General features: G+C 59.5%; 22 protein-coding genes. 12 read left to right on the top strand and 10 right to left on the bottom strand.

The features are described from left to right. Positions 1–153: 153 nt before the first annotated feature. A complete protein-coding gene (yihA, locus tag NL64_RS18165) occupies positions 154–795 on the bottom strand; it encodes a ribosome biogenesis GTP-binding protein YihA/YsxC (protein ID WP_034149450.1) in 642 nt (213 codons plus the stop codon). A 191-nt stretch (positions 796–986) separates the two neighbouring features. Here yihA and NL64_RS18160 point away from each other — a divergent pair, with 191 nt between their 5' ends. The 7 genes from NL64_RS18160 to NL64_RS18130 all read left to right on the top strand — a co-directional run bounded on the left by NL64_RS18160 (position 987) and on the right by NL64_RS18130 (position 8,270). Beyond that, a complete protein-coding gene (locus NL64_RS18160; protein ID WP_034149449.1) occupies positions 987–1,277 on the top strand; it encodes a c-type cytochrome in 291 nt (96 codons plus the stop codon). A gap of 46 nt (positions 1,278–1,323) precedes the next feature. Further along, positions 1,324–1,953, top strand: coding sequence for a c-type cytochrome (locus tag NL64_RS18155; RefSeq protein ID WP_020798036.1), 630 nt, complete (start codon positions 1,324–1,326; stop codon positions 1,951–1,953). Between the two features lie 200 nt (positions 1,954–2,153). Then, positions 2,154–2,795 (top strand): thiol:disulfide interchange protein DsbA/DsbL, encoded by a 642-nt coding sequence (locus NL64_RS18150; protein ID WP_034149448.1) that lies wholly within the window; start codon positions 2,154–2,156, stop codon positions 2,793–2,795. Positions 2,796–2,809: 14 nt separating this feature from the next. After that, positions 2,810–3,685 carry an endonuclease/exonuclease/phosphatase family protein gene (locus NL64_RS18145; RefSeq protein WP_034149447.1) on the top strand — a complete coding sequence of 292 codons (876 nt, stop codon included), beginning with the start codon at positions 2,810–2,812 and terminating at the stop codon, positions 3,683–3,685. Beyond that, the gene (locus tag NL64_RS18140; RefSeq protein WP_034149446.1) at positions 3,686–5,698 is read left to right on the top strand and encodes a GGDEF domain-containing protein; all 2,013 of its coding nucleotides are present in this window, start codon (positions 3,686–3,688) and stop codon (positions 5,696–5,698) included. Positions 5,699–5,801: 103 nt separating this feature from the next. After that, positions 5,802–6,581 (top strand): N-acetylmuramoyl-L-alanine amidase, encoded by a 780-nt coding sequence (locus NL64_RS18135; protein WP_034149445.1) that lies wholly within the window; start codon positions 5,802–5,804, stop codon positions 6,579–6,581. Positions 6,582–6,656: 75 nt separating this feature from the next. After that, on the top strand, positions 6,657–8,270 hold the full coding sequence (locus NL64_RS18130; protein ID WP_034149444.1) for an EAL domain-containing protein: 1,614 nt from the start codon (positions 6,657–6,659) through the stop codon (positions 8,268–8,270). A gap of 7 nt (positions 8,271–8,277) precedes the next feature. On the opposite strand, the gene NL64_RS18125 is transcribed toward NL64_RS18130, so the two are convergent. Then, a complete protein-coding gene (locus NL64_RS18125) occupies positions 8,278–10,068 on the bottom strand; it encodes a KinB sensor domain-containing domain (RefSeq protein ID WP_034149443.1) in 1,791 nt (596 codons plus the stop codon). Positions 10,069–10,078: 10 nt separating this feature from the next. Beyond that, positions 10,079–11,425 (bottom strand): sigma-54-dependent response regulator transcription factor AlgB, encoded by a 1,347-nt coding sequence (gene algB / locus NL64_RS18120; RefSeq protein WP_034149442.1) that lies wholly within the window; start codon positions 11,423–11,425, stop codon positions 10,079–10,081. A gap of 429 nt (positions 11,426–11,854) precedes the next feature. On the opposite strand from algB, the gene NL64_RS18115 reads away from it, so the two are divergent. From NL64_RS18115 to NL64_RS18095, 5 genes are all read left to right on the top strand, one after another. Further along, the gene (locus tag NL64_RS18115; protein ID WP_034149441.1) at positions 11,855–12,142 is read left to right on the top strand and encodes a hypothetical protein; all 288 of its coding nucleotides are present in this window, start codon (positions 11,855–11,857) and stop codon (positions 12,140–12,142) included. Positions 12,143–12,214: 72 nt separating this feature from the next. Further along, positions 12,215–12,379, top strand: coding sequence for a DUF1328 domain-containing protein (locus tag NL64_RS29715; protein WP_003170804.1), 165 nt, complete (start codon positions 12,215–12,217; stop codon positions 12,377–12,379). 2 nt (positions 12,380–12,381) lie between these two features. Continuing rightward, positions 12,382–12,846 (top strand): inhibitor of vertebrate lysozyme family protein, encoded by a 465-nt coding sequence (locus NL64_RS18105; protein WP_034149440.1) that lies wholly within the window; start codon positions 12,382–12,384, stop codon positions 12,844–12,846. A 688-nt stretch (positions 12,847–13,534) separates the two neighbouring features. Further along, a complete protein-coding gene (gene gltP / locus NL64_RS18100; protein WP_034149439.1) occupies positions 13,535–14,866 on the top strand; it encodes a glutamate/aspartate:proton symporter GltP in 1,332 nt (443 codons plus the stop codon). Positions 14,867–15,055: 189 nt separating this feature from the next. Further along, entirely contained in the window at positions 15,056–16,285 is a 1,230-nt protein-coding gene (locus NL64_RS18095) for a nucleoside recognition domain-containing protein (RefSeq protein WP_034149438.1), read from the top strand. Positions 16,286–16,376: 91 nt separating this feature from the next. Here NL64_RS18095 and NL64_RS18090 read toward each other — a convergent pair whose 3' ends face one another. The 7 genes from NL64_RS18090 to NL64_RS18060 form a co-directional block, all read right to left on the bottom strand. Then, positions 16,377–17,003, bottom strand: coding sequence for an ABC-type transport auxiliary lipoprotein family protein (locus NL64_RS18090; protein WP_034149437.1), 627 nt, complete (start codon positions 17,001–17,003; stop codon positions 16,377–16,379). Continuing rightward, the gene (locus tag NL64_RS18085) at positions 17,000–17,938 is read right to left on the bottom strand and encodes an MlaD family protein (protein WP_034149436.1); all 939 of its coding nucleotides are present in this window, start codon (positions 17,936–17,938) and stop codon (positions 17,000–17,002) included. Before NL64_RS18085 ends, NL64_RS18090 begins: the two co-directional genes overlap by 4 nt. Before the next feature lies 1 nt (position 17,939). Next, a complete protein-coding gene (locus tag NL64_RS18080; RefSeq protein ID WP_034149435.1) occupies positions 17,940–18,743 on the bottom strand; it encodes an ABC transporter ATP-binding protein in 804 nt (267 codons plus the stop codon). Then, complete coding sequence (locus NL64_RS18075; RefSeq protein ID WP_034149434.1) at positions 18,740–19,888, bottom strand: ABC transporter permease; 1,149 nt, start codon at positions 19,886–19,888, stop codon at positions 18,740–18,742. The genes NL64_RS18080 and NL64_RS18075 overlap by 4 nt, the downstream gene beginning before the upstream one ends. Before the next feature lie 54 nt (positions 19,889–19,942). Beyond that, positions 19,943–20,971: a DUF5924 family protein gene (locus tag NL64_RS18070; protein ID WP_034149433.1), complete on the bottom strand. Its 1,029-nt coding sequence runs from the start codon at positions 20,969–20,971 to the stop codon at positions 19,943–19,945. A gap of 247 nt (positions 20,972–21,218) precedes the next feature. Beyond that, complete coding sequence (locus NL64_RS18065; RefSeq protein WP_034149432.1) at positions 21,219–22,595, bottom strand: M16 family metallopeptidase; 1,377 nt, start codon at positions 22,593–22,595, stop codon at positions 21,219–21,221. Positions 22,596–22,785: 190 nt separating this feature from the next. Further along, positions 22,786–24,444: a Na/Pi cotransporter family protein gene (locus NL64_RS18060; RefSeq protein WP_034149431.1), complete on the bottom strand. Its 1,659-nt coding sequence runs from the start codon at positions 24,442–24,444 to the stop codon at positions 22,786–22,788. Positions 24,445–24,652 lie beyond the last annotated feature (208 nt).

The following is a 24,652-nucleotide window of genomic DNA, read 5'->3' as shown; positions in this document are numbered from 1 at the left end:
CAGAGTTACTGAATGGCTGGTGAAGCCCTTCGATGCTCCTATGTTGTGTTAAGTGTTGGCAGATATCTGGACCCCGCCCTAGCGGTCTAGAACTTGGACCCCGAACTTCCCCCTCCCCATAAGAAGTCCGGGGTTTTTTTTGCCTGCGATTTCTTACTCCGCCGCCTCAACGCCCTTGTCCGCCAGCTCCATCCAGCCTGCCAATACAGTGTAGGCGTCTTCCAGACCCATGCGTTTTGGCGCGGAAAAAAGCTGAATCGTCACGGCGTCACCCCAACCCTTGCGGATTTCCGACTGAACCTTGAGCAACGTGTTCTTGGCCGCGCCGTAAGTCAGCTTGTCCGCTTTGGTCAGCAGAATGTGCATCGGCATGCCGCTGGCGACTGCCCAATCGAGCATCAGCAAGTCGAAGTCTGTCATTGGATGACGGATGTCCATCATCAAAATCAGACCTTTCAAACTCTCGCGACTGCCCAGGTACGCTTCCAGGTGACGCTGCCAGTGTTGCTTGAGCGGGATCGGCACTTTTGCATAACCGTAGCCCGGCAGGTCGACCAGACGACGTTCATCGTCTAGCTTGAAGAAGTTCAACAGCTGTGTGCGACCTGGAGTTTTCGAGGTACGCGCCAGGCTGGCATGGGTCAGGGTGTTAAGCGCACTGGACTTGCCGGCGTTGGAACGCCCGGCGAAGGCGACTTCAAAGCCTTCGTCATCCGGACATTGGTCGACTTTGGCGGCGCTGAGCATGAAGGTGGACTGTTGGCACAGACCGAGGATGGGATTCTTGAGTTGCATGGGATTTCCGATGTGGGAGGCGCCGGGAATGGGCGCGGCAAGCAGTGTCGCTTCCGTTTCAGTGACGCCAGTATATAATGCCGCAGATTTTGTGTGCGCTTTGTCCCAGCGAAGGATGAAGTTCACGAGAGCGACAGACCTTGATTGCGCATTAGAACGCAACACGCTCTCAACCCTGAAAAGGTCGTTTTATGACGAAATGGCTGCTAGCTGCCGGTGTCTTGATGCCGCTTTACAGCGCTCAGGCTACACAGGATCCGGAAGCTGTGTACAACCGTGTTTGTGGTGCCTGTCATTCCGGCCAACTACCCATGGCGCCCCGCAAGGGCGATCAGGAAGCTTGGACGCCGAGGTTGGCGAAAGGTATGGAGACGCTGGTGCAACACGTGACCCAGGGTTTCAAGGCGATGCCGCCGCGTGGTTTGTGCATGGACTGCAGTGCCGAGGATTACCAGGCCATCATCCACTGGATGAGCGAGTGATCCCGGTCCATAACTCTTTAACCCTTAGCCGTAGTTGGATTAGCTGATGAACAAATTGATCGTGAGTCTGCTGTTGACCGTGGGAATCTCCGGCATTGCCCATGCTGCAGGTGAGCCAGTAAAACCTGGTGACGCCGCCGCAGGCCAGGCAAAAGCCGCCGTATGTGGTGCCTGCCATGGCCCGGATGGCAACAGCATGGCGCCAAACTTTCCAAAACTGGCGGGGCAAGGTGAACGTTACCTGACCAAGCAGCTGCACGACATCAAGTCGGGCAAGCGCACCGTTCTGGAAATGACCGGCCTGCTGACCAACCTGAGCGACCAGGATCTCGCGGACATCGCCGCCTACTTCGCCAGCCAGAAAGGCAGCGTCGGCGCCGCCGACCCGAAAGTCGTGGCTCGCGGTGAAGCACTGTTCCGCGGCGGTGACCTGGCCAAGGGCTTGCCATCCTGCACCGGTTGCCACTCGCCAAACGGCGCAGGCAACGCGGCTGCCGGCTTCCCGCACCTGGGTGGCCAACACGCTCAATACGTCGCCAAGCAACTCACCGATTTCCGCAAGGAAGAAGGTGGGCGCAACAACGACGGCGATACCAAGCCAATGCAAAGCATTGCCAAAAAGCTGAGCGACGAAGACATCGCCGCAGTGTCCAGCTACATTCAGGGCCTGCACTAAGACCGGCGAATCGGGCGTTGATCAGGGCATACATCTCCTGCAACGTTAACGCTCGATTAATCCGTCGCAGCAAGTATAAAAAGGGTGGCTTTGGCCGCCCTTTTTTGTGGCCGCTGCCGTTACACTACAGAACTCAAGCCCGCCCCGGCCTGTCTGAAAACAGGTCGCGCGAGGCGATAAAATTTGTCCAGGAGTAAAGCATGCGTAATCTGATCATCAGCGCCGCACTTGTCGCTGCCAGCCTGTTCGGCATGACTGCCCAGGCCGCCGAAGCCCCAGCCGCCCCTTATGTCGAATTGAGCAACCCGGTTCAGGTTGCCGTACCTGGCAAGATCGAAGTGGTGGAGTTGTTCTGGTATGGCTGCCCACACTGTTATGCATTCGAGCCTGTGATCAATCCATGGGTCGAAAAACTGCCTTCCGACGTCAACTTCGTTCGCATCCCTGCCATGTTCGGCGGTCCTTGGGACGCACACGGCCAAATGTTCCTGACCCTCGAAGCCATGGGCGTTGAGCACAAGGTTCACGCTGCGGTTTTCGAGGCCATTCAGAAAGAACACAAGAAGTTGACCGACAAGAATGACATGGCGGACTTCCTGGCTACCCAAGGCGTAGACAAAGACAAGTTCCTGGCCACTTTCGACTCCTTCGCCATCAAGGGTCAGATCAACAAGGCCAAAGAACTGGCCAAGAAATATGAAATCACCGGCGTACCCACCATGATCGTCAACGGTAAGTACCGTTTTGACATCGGCTCTGCCGGCGGTGCCGAACAAGCCCTGCAACTGGCCGATAAACTGGTTGCTCAAGAGCGAGCGGCTAACAAGGCTGCTGCCAACTAAACGAGACGCCTGCCATGCACCGCTGGGGAACTGAACGCGTCGTTGGCCTGCATGATCCGCGGGTCAACGAGCATCACCTGGAATCCACGGGCTTGCCCGCAGACAGCCGTCTGCGCTTGCTCAGTTTCAATATCCAGGTCGGCATCAGTACCGAGCGTTATCGGCATTACCTGACCCGAGGCTGGCAGCACCTGTTGCCGCATACCGGGCGCGCCGACAATCTGCAAAAAATCGGCAGTCTGCTGGGTGACTTCGATCTGGTCGCCTTGCAGGAGGCCGATGGCGGCAGCCTGCGTTCAGGCTACGTCAATCAAGTCGAACACCTGGCGCAGCTCGGCGCCTTTCCCTATTGGTATCAACAACTCAATCGAAATCTCGGTCGCCTCGGCCAGCACAGCAATGGCGTGCTCAGCCGCCTGCGCCCGTGGGCGATTGAAGATCACCCGCTGCCGGGCCCCAAGGGTCGCGGAGCGATTCTGGTGCGTTTCGGCGAAGGCTCGGAAGCGTTGGTGGTGGTGATGATGCATCTGGCGCTGGGCGCTCGCGCCCGGAGCCTGCAACTGTCCTACATCCGCGAGTTGATCGGTGGCTACAAACACCAGGTGTTGATGGGTGACATGAACACCCATGCCAGTGACCTGCTGCAAAACTCTCCGTTGCGCGACCTCGGCCTGTTGGCCCCGCAACTGGAAGCGACATTCCCCAGCTGGCGTCCGCAGCGCTGCCTGGACCACATTCTACTGAGCCCGAGCCTGACCCTTGAAAAGGTCGAGGTGCTGGCCCAACCCATTTCCGATCACCTGCCGGTCGCGGTAGAGATTCGTCTGCCGGGTTCGCTCACGGCTGATGCATTCCCCGCGTTGAGTCCTGCCCCCTCGCGGATCCCTTGAATGAGCGACGAAACACAGCGCTGGAAAGAGAAATACCTCAAAAGCATCGAACAACAGGAAAAACTCGAACGTCGCTGGGATGCCAGGCTCGACTTGCTACGCCGCGGGCTGGTGCGCAGCACCCTGGCCGCCGAAGGCACTGACCGCGCGGTTGACCAATGCATGAAGGAAATGCGCGAAGTCGTGCGCACCGATGACATGGACGCCGGCCTGGCCGCCCTGCTCCCGCGCCTGGAAAAGGCCGTGCTGGACTCCGAGCAGCGCCGTGAAACCCGCGTTAACCAGACCAGCGCTGCGCTGAATGCGCTGGTCACGCAGCTGCAAAAATTGCCGCTGCCTCGGGAAGTGAGCCGCCCCCTCAAGAGTTTCGCTAAACAGCTGGATAACCGCGTCAGCCAGGCTCGCGAGATCCCATTGCTGCTCAGTGAACTGAGCGGGTTGCAAGGCAAAGCCCTGAGTCAACTGGAGAGCCCGGCGGAACCCGGTCGACCAGGCTTGTTGCAGCGGTTGTTCGGGCACCGTGACGCCGAGGAAGAGGCAACTCCTGCCGCCGTCCCGGCAGAGCAACCCACCATCGCCCAGCCTGCCGAAGGCCTTATGGCTAGTGAGACAGCCCTCGTCGATCCTCAACCCACCGCCGATGCGCGTCACGCGGAGCTTGCGGCCGAACGCCCTGCCGCTGTCGAACCTCACTCGTTGCAGCAATCGCCAGAGGCACCAGAACCTCCTGTCACTGGGGCATTTGCTCCACCCGTTCCAGCACCGCAGCAAGAATTCGCCCCGACGCTTGAAATACAGGATCAACCCGAGGACGCGCCAGTCACGCCAGCGACTCCGGCTGAAAGCATCAACCCCGACGAACTGATCCCAACGGTCGTTTCGGACGACTCGCCAATTCCCCCGGCCTTCGATCCGGGACAACCCGAGCACGATGTACTTTACGCCCTGCCGGACTCGCCCGAGCCGTCCTACAGCTCGGTGGCCAAGCACATCGAAGAAACACTGCTGGGTTTACTCGACGACCTGACGCTACCCGAGCGCCATCGTCCACAAGCCGAATCGATGCGGCTTCGCCTGAAAAACGGTTTGAACTGGTACGAGCTTCTGCCGATTCTCGACGATCTTGCCACGTTGATGCTGGCGATCTCGGACAGCGGCCAGCACGAGTTCGAGGCCTATTTGCAGAGGCTCAACGAACGCCTCGAGTCGTTCCAGAGCAACCTGCAGGCCGCCAGCGCCGGTCACGCCGACAACCGTTCTGCGGCACAAGCCATGGACACACAGATCCGCGAGCAGGTCGATGGTTTGCAGAGCAGCATGCACGAAGCCGCTGACCTGGAAGACCTCAAGCATGTGCTGGAAAACCACCTCGAAGGCTTGCTTGGTACCATGGATCAACACCGCCAGCAGCGCGATGAGCGTGAGCAAGAAGTGGCGGCCCGCCTGCAAAGCCTGGCGGAACGGGTGGCGCACATGGAGCAGGAAGCCTCGGGCTTTCGCGAGCACCTCGAAGAGCAGCGCCAGAAAGCCTTGATTGATCCGCTGACCGGCCTGCCCAACCGGGCAGCCTGGAGCGAACGCCTGGACCACGAAATCAGCCAGTGGCAACAACACGGCAACACGCTGATGCTGGCGATGCTCGACCTCGATCACTTCAAGCATATCAACGATAACTACGGTCACCTGGCAGGCGACAAAGTGCTGAAACTCATTGCCACCGTTCTGCGCAAGCGTTTACGCGGGACGGATTTCATTGCCCGGTTTGGCGGTGAGGAGTTTGTGTTGTTGATGCCTTCCACGGTGCCGGCGGCAGGGATGAAATTGCTGGAAAGCCTGCGAGCCGCCATCGAAGCGTGTCCTTTCCACTTCAAGGGTGAGCGCGTGACGATTACGGTTTCCATGGGGCTGACAGCATTCAAGGCTGGAGAACATAGCGATCTGGCCCTGAAAAGAGCCGATCTCGCGCTATATCGGGCAAAAAATGCCGGACGGAACCGGGTCGAGTTGGGTTAATCGGCAATTGTTCCATTTTGTTTAAATCATCGCGATTGGCCTCCGCACGCGGGGCAGTACGTTACACTGTTGCATTATTGTCTTGCGTGTATTGCCTTCCGCCATGAAATATTTCGCTCTCATCGTGTCCCTGATGCTGCTGGCCGGTTGCGCCAGCGGCCCTCGTATCGACACCAGTCACGTTTCAGCCAATCACGACAGCCGCATACAGTTCGTGGTGATGCATTACACCAATGCATCGCTTGAGCGCTCATTGCAGTTGTTGACCCATGGCGAAGTCAGCAGCCATTACCTGATCGGCGACGACAAGAACGCGACCATCTACAAGTTGATGGACGAAAACCTGCGCGCCTGGCACGCCGGTGAAAGCCAATGGCAAGGCCGGACATGGCTGAATTCCAGCTCCATCGGCATCGAAATCGTCAATCCCGGTTTCAAGGACACCCCGACCGGGCGACTCTGGTATCCCTACAGCGATGCGCAGGTCGAGTCCATGATCTTCTTGCTCAAGGACATCAGCGCACGCTACGCCATCAACCCGCGCAGCATCATCGGCCACAGCGACATCGCACCGCTGCGCAAACTGGACCCGGGGCCGCTGTTCCCCTGGAAGCGCCTCGCGGCGGAGGGCATCGGCATCTGGCCCAACGAGCAAGCCGTTGCACGACAACAGGCACAGTTCGAAGCGCAACTGCCCAGCATCAGCTGGTTTCAGGCGCAGTTGGCCCGCTTTGGTTATGACACGCCGCAAACCGGCGAGCTGGACGTCGCCACCCGCCATGTGATTTCAGCCTTTCAGATGCATTTCCGCCCTTCCCGCTTCGACGGCACGCCGGACGCTCAAACTGCAGCACTGTTACAGGTGTTGAATCAGACAAAATAATGACGGCCGCCCGACGGTTCGGGCGTTTTCCCAACCAGCAGCTATAACTCATTGGTAATTCGCCGGATATTCCCTATGACTGCTGCTCGAGTAAGGATTCGTAGTTGGTTCTATCGCCCTTGGTTTTTGGCGATGCTGGCTGCTGCCTTGAGCGCATCACTGCTGTTGGCCGGCAGCCTGTTCGTCGCGATACACCAGGTCGAGCAGAACGAAAGCCAGGAAATGAACGCCCAGGGTGAACGCTTTCTCGCCCGTTTGGAGCAGCTTTTCGGACAGCTACGCGAAAGCCTCGATGATCTGGAGGCTCAGCCGCTGCGAGGCTGCGACGACGAAATGATCGCGACCTTGCAGCAGGTCAGCTTCAATTACCGCTTTGTTTACGAAGCGGCTTATATGGACGCCTCGCGAATCTGCTCCAATCGTCCCCGCCAGGAAGGGTTGTCGCTGGCGCGCCCACCGGACATCAAAGGTCCCACCTACAGCTACTGGCTGAACACCACCACTGAACCCGATGAAAATCGCGCCGCCCTGATGCTCGGGCGCGGCAATTTCCGCGTGGCGACTTCGCGTGGACATTTGACCGATATGGTCGACCTGTCACCGGGAAGCAGCCTGCTGGTGGTACTCGATCACGGCACCCGGGCGATTCCGGTTCTGGGCGTCTCGCAAGCCTGGCCGCCTACCGAGGCCTGGCCACCGAAAAGCCGCGATGCGTTGCAAGTCACCCATCGACGTTTGATTTACCGCATGCCCACTGACAACCCGGAGTACCAACTGGTGCTCATCACTCCGCGCAGCGGAGCGCATATTCCGCCGATGTGGTGGTGGTTGCTGCCGGCCAGCCTTGTGCTGGCTGCGTGCGTGGGCTTCCTGGTGTTTCTGCTGGTGCGCCAGCGCCAGTCACTGGATGCCGAACTGACAGGCGCCATACGCCGTGGCGAGTTGCAGGTGTTGTATCAACCGATCTTCGATCTCGACAGCCGTAACTGCGTGGGGGCCGAGGCGTTGCTGCGCTGGCGAAGGCCCGACGGCACCCTGACCAGCCCCGACCTGTTCATTCCGATGGCGGAGAACACCGGACAAATCCGCCAGATGACCGACTTCGTCCTGCAACGCCTGCTTGAGCAATTGGGTCAATTGCTGCGGGCAAATCCGCAGCTGTACATCTCGGTCAACCTGGCGGCGTGTGATGTCATGGTGCCGCGCATCGGCCAGGTGATGGCGCGCCTGCTGACCTTGCACCGGGTCGCGGCGAAGCAAATTGCCTTTGAGGTCACCGAAAGGGGCTTGATCGATGTGGTGGTGGCGCGGGAAAACCTGCAAGCCTTGCGCGATGTGGGGCACCAGGTATTGATCGATGACTTTGGCACCGGCTATTGCAGCCTCGCCTACTTGCAAACCCTGCCGGTGGATTGCCTGAAAATCGACAAAGCCTTTATCGACGCCCTGGGCCACGACGCGGCGAGCAGTGGCGTGGCTCCGCACATCATTCACATGGCCCAGTCACTGCATCTCAAGGTGATTGCCGAGGGCATCGAACATGAATCCCAGGCAGCACTGCTGAGCAGTGAAGGCGTGAAGTTTGGTCAGGGCTGGTTGTTCGCTCATGCGCTGAGCGCGGTGCAGTTCATCGAACTGATTACCCGCGGGCGCCGATTGGCCAAGCGACGCCTGGATGACGAAGCATAAACGTGCGCTATACCGTCAACGCCATGTAGAACTGAGTGCCCTGCCCCGGCCGTGAATAGACGCCCATCCGCCCGCCGTGCAATTGCACGATTTCCTTGCACAACGCCAGGCCAAGCCCGGCACCGCCTTTCTTGCGACCGACCTGCACGAACGGCTCGAAAATCCGTCCTTGCTGCCCATAGGCGATGCCTTCGCCGTTGTCCTCGACGCTGATGATCACTCGGTCGCCATGGCGTCGGGCCTGCAAGCGTATCAGCCCCCCTGGCGAGGTGTGACGCAGCGCGTTGTCTATCAGGTTGTCGAGCACCCGATCCAATTGCGGTTGATCGGCCTGTAAACGCGGCAAAGGCCCCTGCGCTTCCACCAACAGATCGATACCCTGCTTTGCTGCTGCGTCGGTAAAGCGTAGTTGTGCCTGCTCCAGCAAATCCTCAATGGAGCACGGCGCCAGCGTCAGTTTTTGCAGGCCATTCTGATAACGAGAGAAATTCAGCAGGTCGTTGATCAACTGCATCAGGCGCTGCATTTCTTCATTGACCGTGTCCAGCAGATCGGCTTCACGAGAGTCCTGGGGAAAATGCGCGCGCTCGCGGAACAGGCCGAACGCCATGTGCATGCCAGTGACCGGCGTGCGCAGTTCATGGGAAGCGCGCAGCACGAACTCGCTGCGCACCCGTTCGAAGGCGCGCTGTTCAGTGACGTCGTGCAGCACCATTACCGCGCCGAGAATATGGCCCTGGGTATGGCTGACCGGCGTCAGGCTATAGGTCAACAAGCGCGACTCGCCATCGACTTCGATACTCAGGTCCTCCGGCGCCCGCTCCAGCGTGCCGCCACGCAGCACCAGTTGCAGCTGTTCATCGAGCTCCGGACGTTCCAGTGCCGAACCCAGTCCTTGTCCGAGTCGATCGCTGTCCCAACCCAACTGGCGCTGCGCCACCGGGTTGAGGTGCTCCAGATGACCTTCGCGATCGATCATCAGCAATCCGTCATCGATGCTGTCGAGCACCGCTTGCAGACGCTGCTGACCTGCGAGCAGCTCATCGACATTGGTCGCCTGATGTTCCCGCAGAGCCTCGGCCATGATCCCGAAGCGCCGGGTCAGTTGATTCAACTCCACTGCGGAGGAGATCGGCAGCGTGACGTCAAATTTGCCCTGGCCGATATGGTCCGCCGCCTGCGCCAAGGCCTCAATGGGCTCCCCAAAGCGCCGGGCGATGGCATGAGCGGTGACGAAACCGATGATCAATACCGCCAACCCGACCAGGCCGAGCAACCCGGCAATCAGCAACGCGCGTTCACGGGCGCGCCGTTCGATGTCGTTGATGTTGTCCAGTGCGCGCTTGTGTTCGGCGATTAAACCACTGCGCAGCGCATTGAATTTATCGGTGAGCTCGTCGTTGCCGCTCAGCACATGTTTGGGGTCAGGCGACACCTCATACGCCTGGATAAAGCTCAGGTAATCCACCTTGGCTTTCCTGAAACCGTATTCGCTGCCGATGCCCTCTGGCTCTTGGGCAATGCCCTCCTCCAGCAGTTCGAAGTAACGCTTTTTGGAGGCGTCGAAGGCAGCGGAATCCGGTTGCTCGCTGAGCATGAGGATCAGCTGATCACCCAGTGTCTGGCGCAGTTTTAGACCCACGTCCAGCGTGACGAAGTTGTTGCGCACCAGCGCTTCTTGAGTCCCGGCCATTTGCATGACGCTGACCAGCCCGAGCAGAAGCCCGAGCAGTGCGACGGTGATCAGCGCGGAAATGCTCAGAAACAGCCGGGTCCGCAACTTCATCGCCAGTTTCATCGCTGGCAACTCACAAGTTGTACTGTTTGCGTTTGCGGTACAGCGTCGATGCGTCGATGCCCAAAGTCTTGGCCGCCTGATCCAGCGTGCCGGCGGTGGCAAGCACTGCGCCGATGTGGGCTTTTTCCAGCTCATCCAGGCTCAGCGCAGCGCCGATGCGTGGCGCGTTATTGACCGGCGCTTCGGACATGCCCAAGTGGCTGATTTCAACCCGTTCCTGCGGACAGATGATGCTCGCCCGCTCGACCACGTTGCGCAGCTCGCGAATATTCCCCGGCCAACGATAGCCAAGCAGCGCTTCGCGGGCTTCATCGCTGAAACCCCGAGCCGGACGGGCGTATTCCTTGACGAACCGGGCCAGAAACCGGTCGGCGAGGTTGAGAATGTCTTCCCGGCGTTCGCGCAGCGGCGGCAGGTGCAAGGTGATGACGTTGAGGCGATACAGCAGGTCTTCGCGGAAACGACCGTCGCGAACCATGTCTTCGAGGTTCTGGTTGGTAGCCGCGAGGATACGCACGTCGGCGCGGCGGGTGACGGGATCACCTACCCGCTCGTATTCTTTATCCTGGATGAAACGAAGCAACTTGGGCTGCAAAATCAATGGAAAATCGCCGATTTCGTCGAGAAAGAGCGTACCGCCGTCGGCTTGATTGACGCGACCCAAAGTACTTTCGCTGGCCCCGGTGAACGCGCCACGACTGTGGCCGAACAGCTCACTTTCCATCAGTTCGGCAGTGAGCGAAGGACAGTTGATGGTGATGCAGGATTTCTTCGCCCGTTTGCTCCAGCCGTGAATGGCCTGCGACAACTCGCCTTTACCGGTACCGGATTCACCGAGAATCAAGATGTTGGCATCGGTCGTGGCCACTTGGCGGGCGGTTTCCAGCACCACTTTCATCGCCGGGCTGTGAGAGTCCAGGCCATCCTTGGGTTTGCGAACCTCGCCTTCCAGGGCTTCCAGACGCGCCGACAGTTGCCGCACTTCCAACTGCTTGGCGGTGGCCAGGCGCAGTTGATCAGGGCTGCATGGCTTGACCAGGTAATCGGCAGCACCGGCCTGGATCGCGTCCACAGCAGTGTCTACAGCCGAATGAGCGGTGACGATCACCACCCGCATCCACGGTGCCTGAATACGCATCTGCGCCAGCACGTCGAGGCCGTTGTCTTCGCCAAGGCGCAAGTCGAGGAAACACAGGTCGAAAACCTGGCGTTGCAGCAACGCATCGGCTTGCGCAGCGCTGTTGGCGGTTGCCACAGCGTAGCCCTCGTCTTCGAGGCAGTAACGGAAGGTTCGCAGGATGGCGGACTCATCATCCACCAAGAGAATACGGCCTTGGTGCTCAGTGGCAGATTCCATTTTCCTACGCTCCTTAATGAATGATCTTGGTTAGTCCCGGAAAAATCGGGCAAGTTGCATGGTTTATTCTGATGCATTCCCGCCATGGCAGGGTAGCTATCTCCTGCCCTTTAGAAATCGCCTGATTTTGTGAGCTTTTTAAAAAAAGCCTCTCAACAGGCGACGTCTTACGTTCATCTCTGACACCTGCGCCCTCTTCTCAATTCAAAAATAATGCGATGACCGATGATTCGATCGTGCAGATCGCACGACCGCATCGGGGTCCATCGTGCAGGATGCGTGCGAAGCCTTTCGCAGCACCTCTGTAACATATTGATTTTAAAGGATTTTTTATTAGAAAAAATCTGGCATGACGGCTGCAATAGCTTGAATAACGCAGGGCAATCACAAGCCCTCAACCAGATTACCCCGCGTGGGAGGAGCTTCAGGATGATTCGCCAACGTGCCGCCCAATTGCATTTCTCGTCACTGCACTTGCAGCAAGGGCTTTTTGCCGTTTTTGCCCTGCTGGTCACTTTGCTTGGCGGTCAGCAATTTATGCGCTGGGAGCAGAGTCAACAGCAAGAAGCCCCGCGCATTTCGTTTGAGCGCCCTGTCCAGAGCCACTTCAGCGCTGCAAAAAGTGGAATGGCCGACAGTGCCGCGATGCGAATGATGGATGTCGACCAGGCTCAGCCTGCGGATCAGATGCCTCGTCAGGAACGCTGGGTTTTCTAAATTCACACACTTGGCGCGCTCGATGCGCCGGGATATGCAACACCTCTAAATAGAAGCGTAAGGAGAATCACCATGTTGAGCTGGGCAATCACATTCTTGATCATTGCCATTGTCGCTGCCGTACTGGGCTTCGGTGGTATCGCGGGCACCGCCACGGGTATCGCCAAGATTCTCTTTGTCGTGTTCCTGGTGATGTTCATTGCTTCGTTCTTCTTTGGCCGTCGCGGTCGAGGTTAGGCATGAGCGGTTTGTTGAAGACAATGGCAGCCGCCCTGCTACTGGGCGGTAGTGCCATGGCAGTCGCTGCCAATGATGGGCAGGCGCGGGTCAACGAGTTACTGAACGCGGACCCGCAATACAGGGAAACCTGGCAAGGCGTTGTGCAGAAAGAAGAACGCTTGCCGGAATGGGTGATGAATTTGTCCGGTGATGCCGAACAAATGAATGCCGTTGAAGAGGATGGCGACAAGTATCTGGTGGGGCCACTCTGCGAGTCTCAAGCGAGTTGTCTCAATGAACGCTTGATCGTCGCCGTCAGTTTCGACAAAAAGGACGCCTACGCCATGCTGGTCGAAGTACCAACAGGGTTACCGGCCGACAAGTCGCCGACCCGGCACGCCAACTATCGCTTTATCGGCAAACCGGATCAGGGCATGCAGGATTTGCTGATGGAACAGCTGAAAAAAGATCCAAACTGGTACTGAATTGAACTACGAGAGAAGCACCGCTTCTTTCAAAGTGCGCCACCCGAGGAAGGCAGGCGCATGACCAAGGGGTCGGGACGTTCTACCTGTTTCAGGGGTGGAGTGACCTACGGGTACAGGGAGTGCCTGCGCAAGGGCCGGGTCAGGAAAAAGCTGCGACGCAAGTTCGCCGGTCATCATGACTTGACGGACTTGCGAAGAGCTTGTGCGTGCAAAGCGTCAAGCTAGAGCGAGTCACTGATTCGTTCTTACCCCGCCAAACCTTCGCCCGATAGCGTTTTTCCACGACCGTATATCGAGAAATCTGTACTTTCTCCGGCCGTAACTGCTCTTCGTCCGTTGTAGGATTTTCCCGAAATATCTCGTCTATTCTCTTGATCAAAAAACAATCAACCTGCTCTGTGATGGCCGGTTCACGGCACTTATGCCTGCCGAAATGTCATATTCGAACCGTTTGCGACGTTGCTTTTAGCAAAATAGCCTCATGCCGATTCGGCATGGGGTAGTCGTTTACGGCATTAGACGTCGCTCTCTTGCATCGGAATAGTTGCGCCTTTTTTCGCCTGCCAGAGAGCCACTAACAAGCGCTCCGGGGCTCCTTATACGGGGGCAAATGCACTGGGCTTTATCGCCACAAGCGATGCAGTTCGTGCCTCTGCTCGAGTCAAACTGAAGTAAGGGTAAAGATATGAAGAAGGCAAAGCTTAGCCTCGCCTGGCAGATCCTCATCGGTCTGGTATTGGGGATTGCAATCGGTGCGCTGCTCAACCATTTCAGTGCCGAAAAAGCCTGGTGGATCAGCAACGTCCTGCAACCGGCGGGCGATATCTTTATCCGTCTGATCAAGATGATTGTGATCCCGATCGTGATCTCGTCGCTGATCGTCGGCATCGCTGGCGTTGGCGATGCGAAAAAACTCGGGCGCATCGGCCTGAAAACCATCATCTACTTCGAAATCGTCACCACCATCGCCATTCTGGTCGGTCTGGTGCTGGCCAACGTGTTCCACCCGGGCTCGGGCATCGACATGAGCACCCTGGGTACTGTGGACATCTCCAAGTACCAGGCAACCGCCGCCGAGGTTCAGCATGAACACGCGTTCATCGAGACCATCCTCAACCTGATCCCATCGAACATCTTCGCGGCCATGGCCCGCGGCGAGATGCTGCCGATCATCTTCTTCTCCGTGCTGTTCGGCCTCGGTCTGTCGAGCCTGCAAGCGGACCTGCGCGAACCGCTGGTGAAGATGTTCCAGGGCGTGTCGGAAAGCATGTTCAAAGTCACCCACATGATCATGAACTACGCCCCGATCGGCGTTTTCGCACTGATCGCGGTGACTGTGGCCAACTTCGGTTTCGCTTCGCTGCTGCCGCTGGCCAAACTGGTGATCCTGGTTTACGTCGCCATCGCCTTCTTCGCCTTCGTGGTACTGGGCCTGATCGCCCGCCTGTTCGGCTTCTCGGTGATCAAGCTGATGCGCATCTTCAAGGATGAGCTGGTGCTGGCCTACTCCACCGCCTCCTCCGAAACCGTGCTGCCGCGCGTGATCGAGAAGATGGAAGCCTACGGCGCACCGAAAGCCATTTGCAGCTTCGTGGTACCGACCGGTTACTCGTTCAACCTCGACGGTTCGACCCTGTACCAGAGCATCGCGGCAATCTTCATTGCCCAGCTGTACGGCATCGACCTGTCGATCAGCCAGCAATTGCTGCTGGTCCTGACCCTGATGGTGACCTCCAAAGGCATCGCCGGCGTGCCGGGCGTGTCCTTCGTGGTGCTGCTGGCCACCCTGGGCAGCGTCGGTATTCCGCTGGAAGGCCTGGCGTTCATTGCCGGTGTCGACCGCATCATGGACATGGCGCGCACCGCACTGAACGTGATCGGCAACGCCCTGGCCGTACTGGTTATCGCACGTTGGGAAGGCATGTACGACGACGCCAAGGGCCAGCGCTACTGGAACTCCCTGCCGCACTGGCGCAGCAAGGAAAAGCTGCCGGCTGGCGAGATTTCCAAGAACTGATAACGCTGTAGGAGCCGGCTTGCTGGCGATGAACGATAACGCGGTGTGACAGATACAACGCGGTGCGGCAATCGCCAGCAAGCCGGCTCCTACAGATGTGTAGTGCCTATATGAACCCCGGAGAAATCCGGGGTTTGTCGTTTCTGGCCACCCCGCTATCATTCGCGCATCTTTTGGGGGATTTGACTGATGCTTAATGGCCTGTGGCTTGGCTTCTTCATCGTGGCCGCCGTATCGGCGCTGGCGCAATGGCTGATCGGCGGCAACGCCGGGATCTTCGCGGCGATGGTGGAAAGCATTTTCGCCATGGCGAAGTTGTCTGTCGAAGTCATGGTCCTGCTGTTCGGTACCCTCACCCTCTGGCTGGGCTTTCTGCGGATCGCCGAGAAAGCCGGGATCGTCGAGTGGCTGGCCAGGGCACTCGGCCCGCTGTTTTTGCGTTTGATGCCGGAAGTTCCGGCCGGTCACCCCGCCATCGGCCTGATCACCCTGAACTTCGCCGCCAACGGCCTGGGCCTGGACAACGCCGCCACTCCGATCGGCCTCAAGGCCATGAAGGCCCTGCAAGAGCTCAATCCCAGCGCCACCATCGCCAGCAACGCGCAGATCCTGTTCCTGGTGCTCAACGCCTCCTCCCTGACCCTGCTGCCGGTGACGATCTTCATGTACCGCGCCCAGCAAGGCGCGCCCGACCCGACGCTGGTGTTCCTGCCGATCCTGCTCGCCACCAGTTGCTCGACCATCGTTGGCTTTCTGTCGGTGGCGTTTATGCAGCGCCTGCGGGTCTGGGACCCGGTGGTGCTGGCGTATCTGATTCCCGGTGCCTTGCTCCTTGGCGGCTTCATGGCGTTGCTGGGGACCATGTCGGCTGCCGCGCTGGCCGGTTTGTCGTCGATCCTCGGCAATCTGACGTTATTCGGTCTGATCATGCTGTTTTTGATCATCGGAGCGATGCGCAAAGTGAAGGTCTACGAAGCGTTCGTCGAGGGTGCCAAAGAAGGCTTCGATGTGGCCAAGAACCTGCTCCCGTACCTGGTGGCGATGCTCTGCGCAGTGGGCGTGTTGCGGGCGTCGGGAGCGCTGGATTTCGGCCTGGACGGTATTCGGCACCTGGTGGAGTGGGCCGGTTGGGACACGCGTTTCGTTGATGCGCTGCCGACCGCGATGGTTAAACCGTTCTCCGGCAGCGCCGCCCGGGCGATGCTGATCGAAACCATGAAAACCTCCGGCGTGGACAGCTTCCCGGCATTGGTCGCGGCGACGGTGCAGGGCAGTACCGAGACGACGTTCTATGTGTTGGCGGTGTACTTCGGTGCTGTCGGTATTCAGCGGGCGCGGCATGCGGTGGGGTGTGCGTTGTTGGCGGAGCTGGCCGGGGTGCTGGGCGCCATCGGGGTTTGCTACTGGTTCTTTGGTTGAATCCAGAATTTTTCGCTGGCAAGCCAGCCCCTACAGGTACTGCGGGGTCTCTGTGGGAGCTGGCTTGCCAGCGATAAGGTCCGCAGGACCTTCAAGGTCTGGGTGGCGGCGCGACTTTCTGACCTTGCTCAACCGCCCATCCCACCACCTGCGCCGTCAACTGATCGCTGGCCTGGCCAAACCCCGTCACCACCGCCGGCACCTTCACATCACTCAGCGGCTGGCGCACTTCAAAGCGTTTGCTGGCGAGGATTCGCTGGTCATAACCGCGCACCAGTAGTGCATCCAGACGCACGACCACACTCGCACTGGTGCCCTGATACTCGGTCTGAAACGCCTGCAAACCGCCGCCTAGCTCCAGGTCCGCCTGGAAGTTGCTGTCGTCGGTGCTGAGCAAAGTCACTCGACCATCACGCTGGAATCCATCGAGCAGCCGATTACGCATCAATACCGGCGCCGGGTCGCTCCAGCGCGAGGCCTTGTAACTGATGATCACGTCGCCCTGGGGGATGACGGCAATGTTCGGGCTGTTCAACGCTTCGCTGGCCTGGAGTTTGTTCAAACGCAACGACCAGCGCTGCGGCGTGCCATGACTGCTTGCCGCAGTGCTTTGAGCCGAGGGCAATCGATAGACATCGAACGGCTCGGGCTTGGGCAGGATCGAGCAGGCACTGAGCAGCGTGAAGCTGGCGAGGAGGGCGAAGTGGTTCAGCTTCATGGAGTAAATTCCTTGTTCTTGTCACTGCCCAGCAAGTAACCGCTGGGGTTGGCCTCCAATCGTTCGGAAATGGCGCGCAACGAGCTCAAGGTCTCGCGAAATTCGCGCACCGCCGGCGCCAGGCCATTGAGGCCCTGCATGCCGTTGTTGAGCGAGTCCTGATTGGCGGCGAGCAGCTTGTTGATGGTCGCGCTGCTTTGTTCCAGCGACTTCATGGCCTGCTCGGCGCTGCCGAACATCTGTTTGCCCTGGTCATTGAGCAGGCCGTTGGCGTTGCGCATCAACGTCGACGTCTGTTCCATCATGTTGCTGGCCTGCTTACCCACCGACGCCAGCTGCTTCATCGCCTGACTCAAGTCGTCGCGCTGATCGGCAATGGTGCCGGTGGTGACTTCCAGATGCTCCAGGGTTTTGCTGACGCGCTCGATGTTTTCTGTGGAAAACATCAGGTTGACGTTGTGCATCAGCGAGTTCACACCAGCCATCAAGTCGTTGCTGTCGTTAAGCAAACGGGCGATGGGCGAGGGCGATGCGACGATCAGCGGCAGTTTGCCGTCCTTGCCCTTGAGTGGCGGGCTTTGCGGCGTACCGCCGCTGAGTTGGATGATCGACGTCCCGGTCACTCCGGTCAGCGCCAGTTTGGCCTGGGTGTCTTCCTTGACCGGCGTGTCGCCGCCCAAGCGGATCCGCGCCAGCACCCGGCGCGGGTCTTTCGGGTCCAGGCGCAGCAACACCACGTCGCCAACCTTGATCCCGCTGTACTGCACGGAGCTGCCCTTGGACAGACCGCTGACCGCTTCATTGAAGACGACTTCGTAGTCCTTGAACTCGGTGTCGACGCTGGACTTGGCCAGCCACAGGCCGAAGAGCAGGGCGCCCGTCACCACAATCACGGTGAACAGGCCGATCAATACATGATGGGCTCGGGTTTCCATGTCAGACCTCGTTGAGCTGTTGAGCGGCACTCAGCGCCGCGCGGCCGCGAGGGCCGTGGAAGTATTCGTGAATCCACGCGTCGTCGGTTTCCGAGACGACATCAATGGCATCCGCCACCAGCACTTTCTTCTGCGCCAGCACCGCCACCCGGTCGGTGATGGTGTAGAGCGTGTCGAGGTCGTGGGTGACCAGGAAAACGCTCAGGCCCAGGGCATCGCGCAGGGTCAGGATCAGTTGATCGAACGCCGCCGCGCCAATCGGATCGAGACCGGCGGTGGGTTCGTCGAGAAACAGGATGTCCGGGTCCAGCGCCAAGGCCCGCGCCAGCGCCGCACGCTTGATCATGCCGCCGGACAGGGACGCGGGGTATTTGTCCGCCGCCGACAGCGGCAATCCGGCCAGGGCCAGCTTCACCGCCGCCAGGTGCTCGGCATCGTCGCGACTCAGGCCGGCATGTTCGATCAGGGGCAGGGCGACGTTCTCGGTCACGGTCAGCGAAGAGAACAGGGCGCCTTTCTGGAACAGCACGCCGAAGCGCCGTTCAATCAGCGAGCGTTCGTGTTCGGGCAGTGTAGGCAGGTTTTTGCCGAAGACCTTTACCTCACCGTCGCTGGGCTGGCGCAAGCCGACAATGCTGCGCAGCAACACCGACTTGCCGCTGCCCGAGCCGCCGACCACGGCGAGGATTTCACCTTTGTACAAATCCAGATCAAGGTTTTCGTGCACGCTTTGACTGCCAAAGCGATTGCACAGCCCACGGACTTCGATCACCGCCTCGGCGGGCGCTCGGGGTAAACGACTCACCAACCCATCTCCATGAAAAACAGCGCGGCCACTGCATCGAGCACGATTACCACGAAAATTGACTGCACCACGCTCGATGTTGTGTGCGCGCCGACGGATTCGGCACTGCCGCTGACCTTGAAGCCTTCCAGGCAACCGATCGCGGCAATCAGGAACGCGAATATCGGCGCTTTGACGATCCCCACCAGAAAATGCTGAACGCCGATGTCCGATTGCAGCAGCGACAAAAACATCGCCGGCGAAATATCCAGCGACACCGCGCAAACCACGCCGCCACCGATAATCCCCGAAAGCATCGCCATGAAGGTCAGCATCGGCAACGCAACCAGCAGGGCGAGGACGCGCGGTACCACCAGCAACTCCATCGGGTCGAGGCCCAAAGTGCGGATGGCGTCGATTTCTTCGTTGGCCTTCATCGAGCCGATCTGCGCGGTGAACGCACTGGCGGTGCGCCCGGCCATCAGGATCGCGGTGAGCAACACGGCGAATTCGCGCAGGAAGGAAAATGCCACCAGGTCCACGGTGAACACCGTAGCGCCGAAACTGGCCAGCACCGTCGCCCCGAGAAACGCCACCACCGCGCCCACCAGAAAGGTCAGCAGGGCCACGATGGGCGCGGCGTCGAGGCCGGTCTGTTCGATGTGCGCGACCATCGGCGTGATGCGCCAGCGCTTGGGCTGGAACAGGCCACGGACGATGGTTTCCAGAATAAGCCCGACAAAACCGAGCAGTTGCAGGGTGTCTTGCCAGACCGTATCCACCGCACGACCGATGCGGGTCAGCAGCAGAATGCCGACGCTGATTTCCGGCTCCTTGATCGGTACGCAGAAATCGGTCAGGGAGCGATAGACCGTTTGCAACAGTGCGCGGTCGGCGGAGGAGATGGTGCAATCGGGGTGTTCGGCGGACCGACCGAGACGCTCGGAGCCCAGCAGCTCCACCAACAGCGAGGCGCCCGCCGTGTCGAGGGCGCCGAGGCCGTTGAGGTCGATGCGGGTGCTGTCGTCGTATTGGCCTTCGAGCTTTTCGCTTAGAAGCTTGAGGTCGGCGTAATGGGCGAGCGTCCAGTCCCCGGTGACCCGGATCTGAGGCGGGGTGAGCGAGGTGTCCAATTGGGCATTGCCGGCCATTGTGCTGCTGGTCATAAGCTCCGTGCTTTTTCGGCTGTTACGCAGACCTACGTAATAGCACGAACTGCCTTACTTTTCTTTGACGGGTGTGCTGTCGGTAATCTTGAAACGCAGCACGCCGATCAACTGGCCATCTTCGGTCAGTACCCGGACCTGCCATTTGCCCGCCGGGTTGCCGGGGAAGTTCTGCTTGTGGGTCCAGGCGCGGTAGCCTTCCTTGCGCCCGCCGTGGATATCCAGCGGGATGCGGTCGACCTCTTTGCCGTTGAACTGCCAGACATGATAAATCCGCTCATCCAGGCCTCGCGGGGCGTTGATCGCGGTGTAGGCGTACAGTCCGCCGCCACGAATCTGCTCGGCGCTGACTTCTTCGAGGCTGTCGCCGGGGGTGCGATCCTGCATTTGCGTGCTAATCGCCACATTGGTCATCCACAGGGTCGCCGGTGGCACCCACGAGCGCAGCACCCAGCCGACGCCGCCAATGCCGATGGTGATACTCAGGATCGCCACGGCGTTGCGCACGGTGCGGATCGGGAAGATCGACGCCAGGCTCGGGAACGACAGCAGCACGGCAATGCCCAGCGCCCATTTGAAACTTTGCGCGGTGGTCAGGTGCATGATCACCGGCAACGCGGTGAGCAGGGCGGCGAACAGGGTCAGGGTATGCAACGCGAGGAACGCCCAACGCCGTGGTGCCAGCCATTTGTAGTAAAGCGGGTCGATGATCGAGATCAGGGCCGCGATGGCCAACAGCCCGGTGAAGAACAACTGGCCGCTGTTCCAGGTGGTAGTGATGAAAAAGAATGGCAGGACGAAGAACAGGCTTTCCTGGTGGATCATCTGCGTCGCGTAACGCAGCAGGGGCTGGGGAATTTCCCGTTTGAAGATTCGGGTGAACAGCTTGGTCAGGCTGTTTTCCAGCATCAGCCAGATCCAGCTGATCAGCATGATCGTGGTGATCCAGCTCGCCAGGCCTTGTTGGCGATCGACCAGAATGAAACTGCCGATTCCGGAGATAAAACCACCGAGCGCAATGACCCCGGGGTAGCGCTTCATCAATTCAAGGATGCGCTGGACGAACAGGGTCAGGGTCGGCATTCGGCGGTTCACAGTAGTCGTAGGAAAAATCCTCGACAGGTTACCGCTGGCGCGGCGGCGTGGCGAGGGTGCCAGTCATTTGCGTCAAACACATCCCTTCAGAGAATAGTGTTTTTTTGTGGCGAGGGAGCTTGCTCCCGCTGGGGCGCGAAGCGACCCCCCGCATCCCTTCAATGCCAACTCGACTACAGGTTTACGACTGCTACGCAGCCGAGCGGGAGCAAGCTCCCTCGCCACAAGTGTTTGGTTATCGTCTGCGGTAAATCTGCCAACCCAATAGCGCCAGAACCAGCAGCCCCAATACTCCAGCAACCGCCCACATCAACTGGTCATAACTCATCAACGGCTTCTCGATCCGCACATACCCCGGTTGCAGCAGCAGTTCGCGCATGGCTTTGTTCGCTTCCGCCAGTGTCACCGCTTGGAGTTCTTTGACCGGGTTGGCGAAACGGCCATCCTCGTAGTCCCCGAGGGCGCTCCAGTAGTAATCGGCCAGCGCGCTATTGCCTTGCACGGCCCAGGACTGGCGCGCAATGGCGGCCTGTTTCAGGCGGTTGAAGGTTTCGGCGTTGAGACCGTCCTTGAGCAGCCCGGCCTTCAATTCATCCAGCACCTTTTGCGCTTCAGCGACATCGTCGCGGTCCAGGTCGGCATTCAGGCTCATGAAACCGACGCCGCCGAACACCTCGCGCTCGGCCCAAGGGCCGTAGGACAAGCCATGCGCCAGACGCAACTGGCGATAGAGCGCCCAGTCCAGGTAGTCCTTGAGCAGGTCGAACGTTTCGTCGTGCTGGTCGTCCAGTACCGGTTCCGGCACCAGCCAATGCAGCTTGGCACTGCCGCCGACAAAACCATGAATCAGGCTGCGCTCGTGCGCGGCGCTGGCCTGGATTTGCGGCAGGGGCGGGTGCTCTGACGGGTTGATGGCGGTCAGTTCTCCATACGCCCGATCCAGATAAGCCGGCAGCAAACGGTCGAGGTCGCCGACCACGATCAGCGTCATGTTGTTGGGCGCGTACCAGTCTTTGCGCACGGTCTCCAGTTGTTCGCGGGTCAGGTGATGGACTTCAGCGCGCTCGGGGCATTTGAGGCCCAGCTCCACGGCCAGTTGTTTACTGGCGGTATTGCCCAGGTCCTGGCGATCCAGCCAGCGTTGCAGATGCGTGTAGTGACCGCCGTCTTCACGCTCGACTACTTGCTTGGCGGCGTTAATGGCGTCGTCATCGAAATGGGTCTGGGTCAGCAGCGCAAGCAGCAAATCAAGCACCTTGCGCTGGTTTTTCGCCGGGGCTTCGATCACGAACGTGGTGTCGGCGTTGCTGGTGAAGGCGTTCCATTCGCCACCCAGCTCCTGCATGCGTTCTTCCAGGCCACCTTCACCGCTGGCGTCGATGCCGCTGAACAGCAAATGCTCGAGCAGGTGTGGCAGCTCTTTATCGGCGCAACTGAAATCATCCAGACCCACCCCGACCACCAGCCGGATCGCCACGTGGCCGCGTTCGGTACCGGGCTTGAGCAGCAATTGCAAACCGTTGCGCAGCGTGTAGCCCTCGACCTGGAAGCGGTCCAGGGCAAACGAAGGAAGTGAGCCAAGCAACAAACAGGCGAATAACAGACAACGCATAACGAGCTTCCCGGCAACCAATCGGAGATCCGTTTCGTCCTTACGTCCGCCATCGCGAGCAAGTTCGATCCCACAGAATCCAGGTTGATCCAACCATTGTGATCAACTCGAAACCTGTGGGAGCGAGCTTGCTAGCGATGACGGCCTTGAGGCTGAATCAAAGTTACTGACTGACCAGCGTGCCAGACGTTCAAGGCGAATGCGTGATGTCAGCCAAATCGTCCACAGCCAGCGCGCCGGTGTCGGACGTTTCCAATACCACGTAGGCACTGCTGCAAAACAGTGAATTCAGACGCTTCATGTCGGCGATCAGCTCCAGGTGCACAGAACTGGTCTCGATACTTTGCACGATCTTACGTTGCAAGCGGCTGACATGAGCGTGGGCCAGGCGGCGCTCCTGTGCACGAAAGCGACGTTTCTCACGCAGCAATTGGCGGGCACTTTCCCTGTCGGCGCTGAGGAACACCGACAAACCCAGTCGCAGGTTGGAGATCAACTGGCTGTGCAACCCGGCCAACTCTTCCAGGCCCACCTCGGAAAACGACCGGCGCTGCGAGGTTTTCTGCTGCTGCACCTTGCGCAGCATGCGTTCGATCAAGTCGCTGGCGAGTTTGAGGTTGATCGCCAGTTCGATGATTTCCGCCCAGCGTCGGCTGTCCTGGTCACTGAGGTCTTCCCGTGGCATTTGCGCCAGATACAGCTTGATCGCGCTGTAGAGCGCCTCGACATCATCGGTCAGACGCCGCATTTCCTGGGTCACGGCGGTCTGCTTGCCGTGCAGCACGTCGAGCATGGCCTCCAGCATGTTGTCGATCAGATCGCCCATGCGCAGGGTTTCCCGGGCGGCGTTGGCCAGCGCCAGGCTTGGCGTGACCAACGCCGTCGGATCAAGGTGCCGGGGTTTGGCCATGCCGTTGGTTTGTGGGCGCTCCGGCAGTATCCATGCGCAGAACTTGGCCATCGGCCCGACGCTGGGCAGCAGGATCAGGCAGCGTGCGGTGTTGTAGAGCAGGTGAAAGCCGATGACCATTTCCTGTGGACTGAAGTCGAGGCTGTCGATCCAGTGCACCAACGGGTCGAGCACCGGAATGATCAGCAGCAGGCCAATCAGTTTGTACAACAGGCTGCCCAGCGCCACCTGGCGGCCGGCGGCGTTCTGCATGCTGGTGCTGAGGAACGCCAGAATGCCGCTGCCGATGTTGGCGCCGATCACCAGGCCGATGGCCACCGGCAGGCTGATCACGCTGGCGCCGGCCAGGGTCGCGGTCAGCAGGACCGCCGCCAGGCTGGAGTAGGAAATCATCGCGAACAGAGCGCCAACCAGGGCGTCGAGCAAAATATCGCCGGTCAGCGAGGCGAAAATCACCTTCACCCCTTGGGCGTGGGTGATCGGCGCAGCGGCTTCGACGATCAATTGCAGCGCCAGAATGATCAACCCCAGGCCGATGCTGACGCGACCCATTTGCCCGAGTCGCGTCTGTTTGCGCGACAGGAAGAAAATCACCCCGACAAAGATCAGCAGTGGCGACAGCCAGGACAGGTCGAAAGTCAGCACTCGCGCCATCAGCGCCGTACCGACATCGGCCCCGAGCATGGTTGCCAGGGCGGGGGTCAGCGCCATCAGCCCCTGACCGACAAACGAGGTGACGAGCATTGCCGTGGCATTACTGCTCTGGACCATCGCGGTCACGACAATCCCCGCGATAAACGCCAGCCAGCGCTTGGACATGTTCTGGCCGATGACGTGGCGCAGGTTGGAGCCGTAGACCCGCAAGATGCCGGTTCGGACGATGTGCGTGCCCCAGATCAGCAAGGCCACGGCTGAGAGCAGATTGAGCAGGGTGAGCATACTGGCCCCCTGTGGTGGTAGCGCCCCAAAGGAGCAAGTTAACGGTGCCGCGCGACGTTCTACGTTCTGTACTTAAGCTGTAGTTGGCTAACGGTCTGGGCGCCAGCATCGCATAGCTAAAGAAGTGATTGAAACAAAACTGTCATGAAAACCAGGTCTTCCAGCCACCTGAAACAACTGTGGGAGCGAGCTTGCTCGCGATGAGGCC

Origin of the sequence: Pseudomonas fluorescens, assembly GCF_000802965.1 — a bacterium.
Classification (GTDB): domain Bacteria; phylum Pseudomonadota; class Gammaproteobacteria; order Pseudomonadales; family Pseudomonadaceae; genus Aquipseudomonas; species Aquipseudomonas fluorescens_A.
Note: the sequence above shows the minus strand (reverse complement) of the source record. Positions and strands in the feature narration are given on the sequence as shown.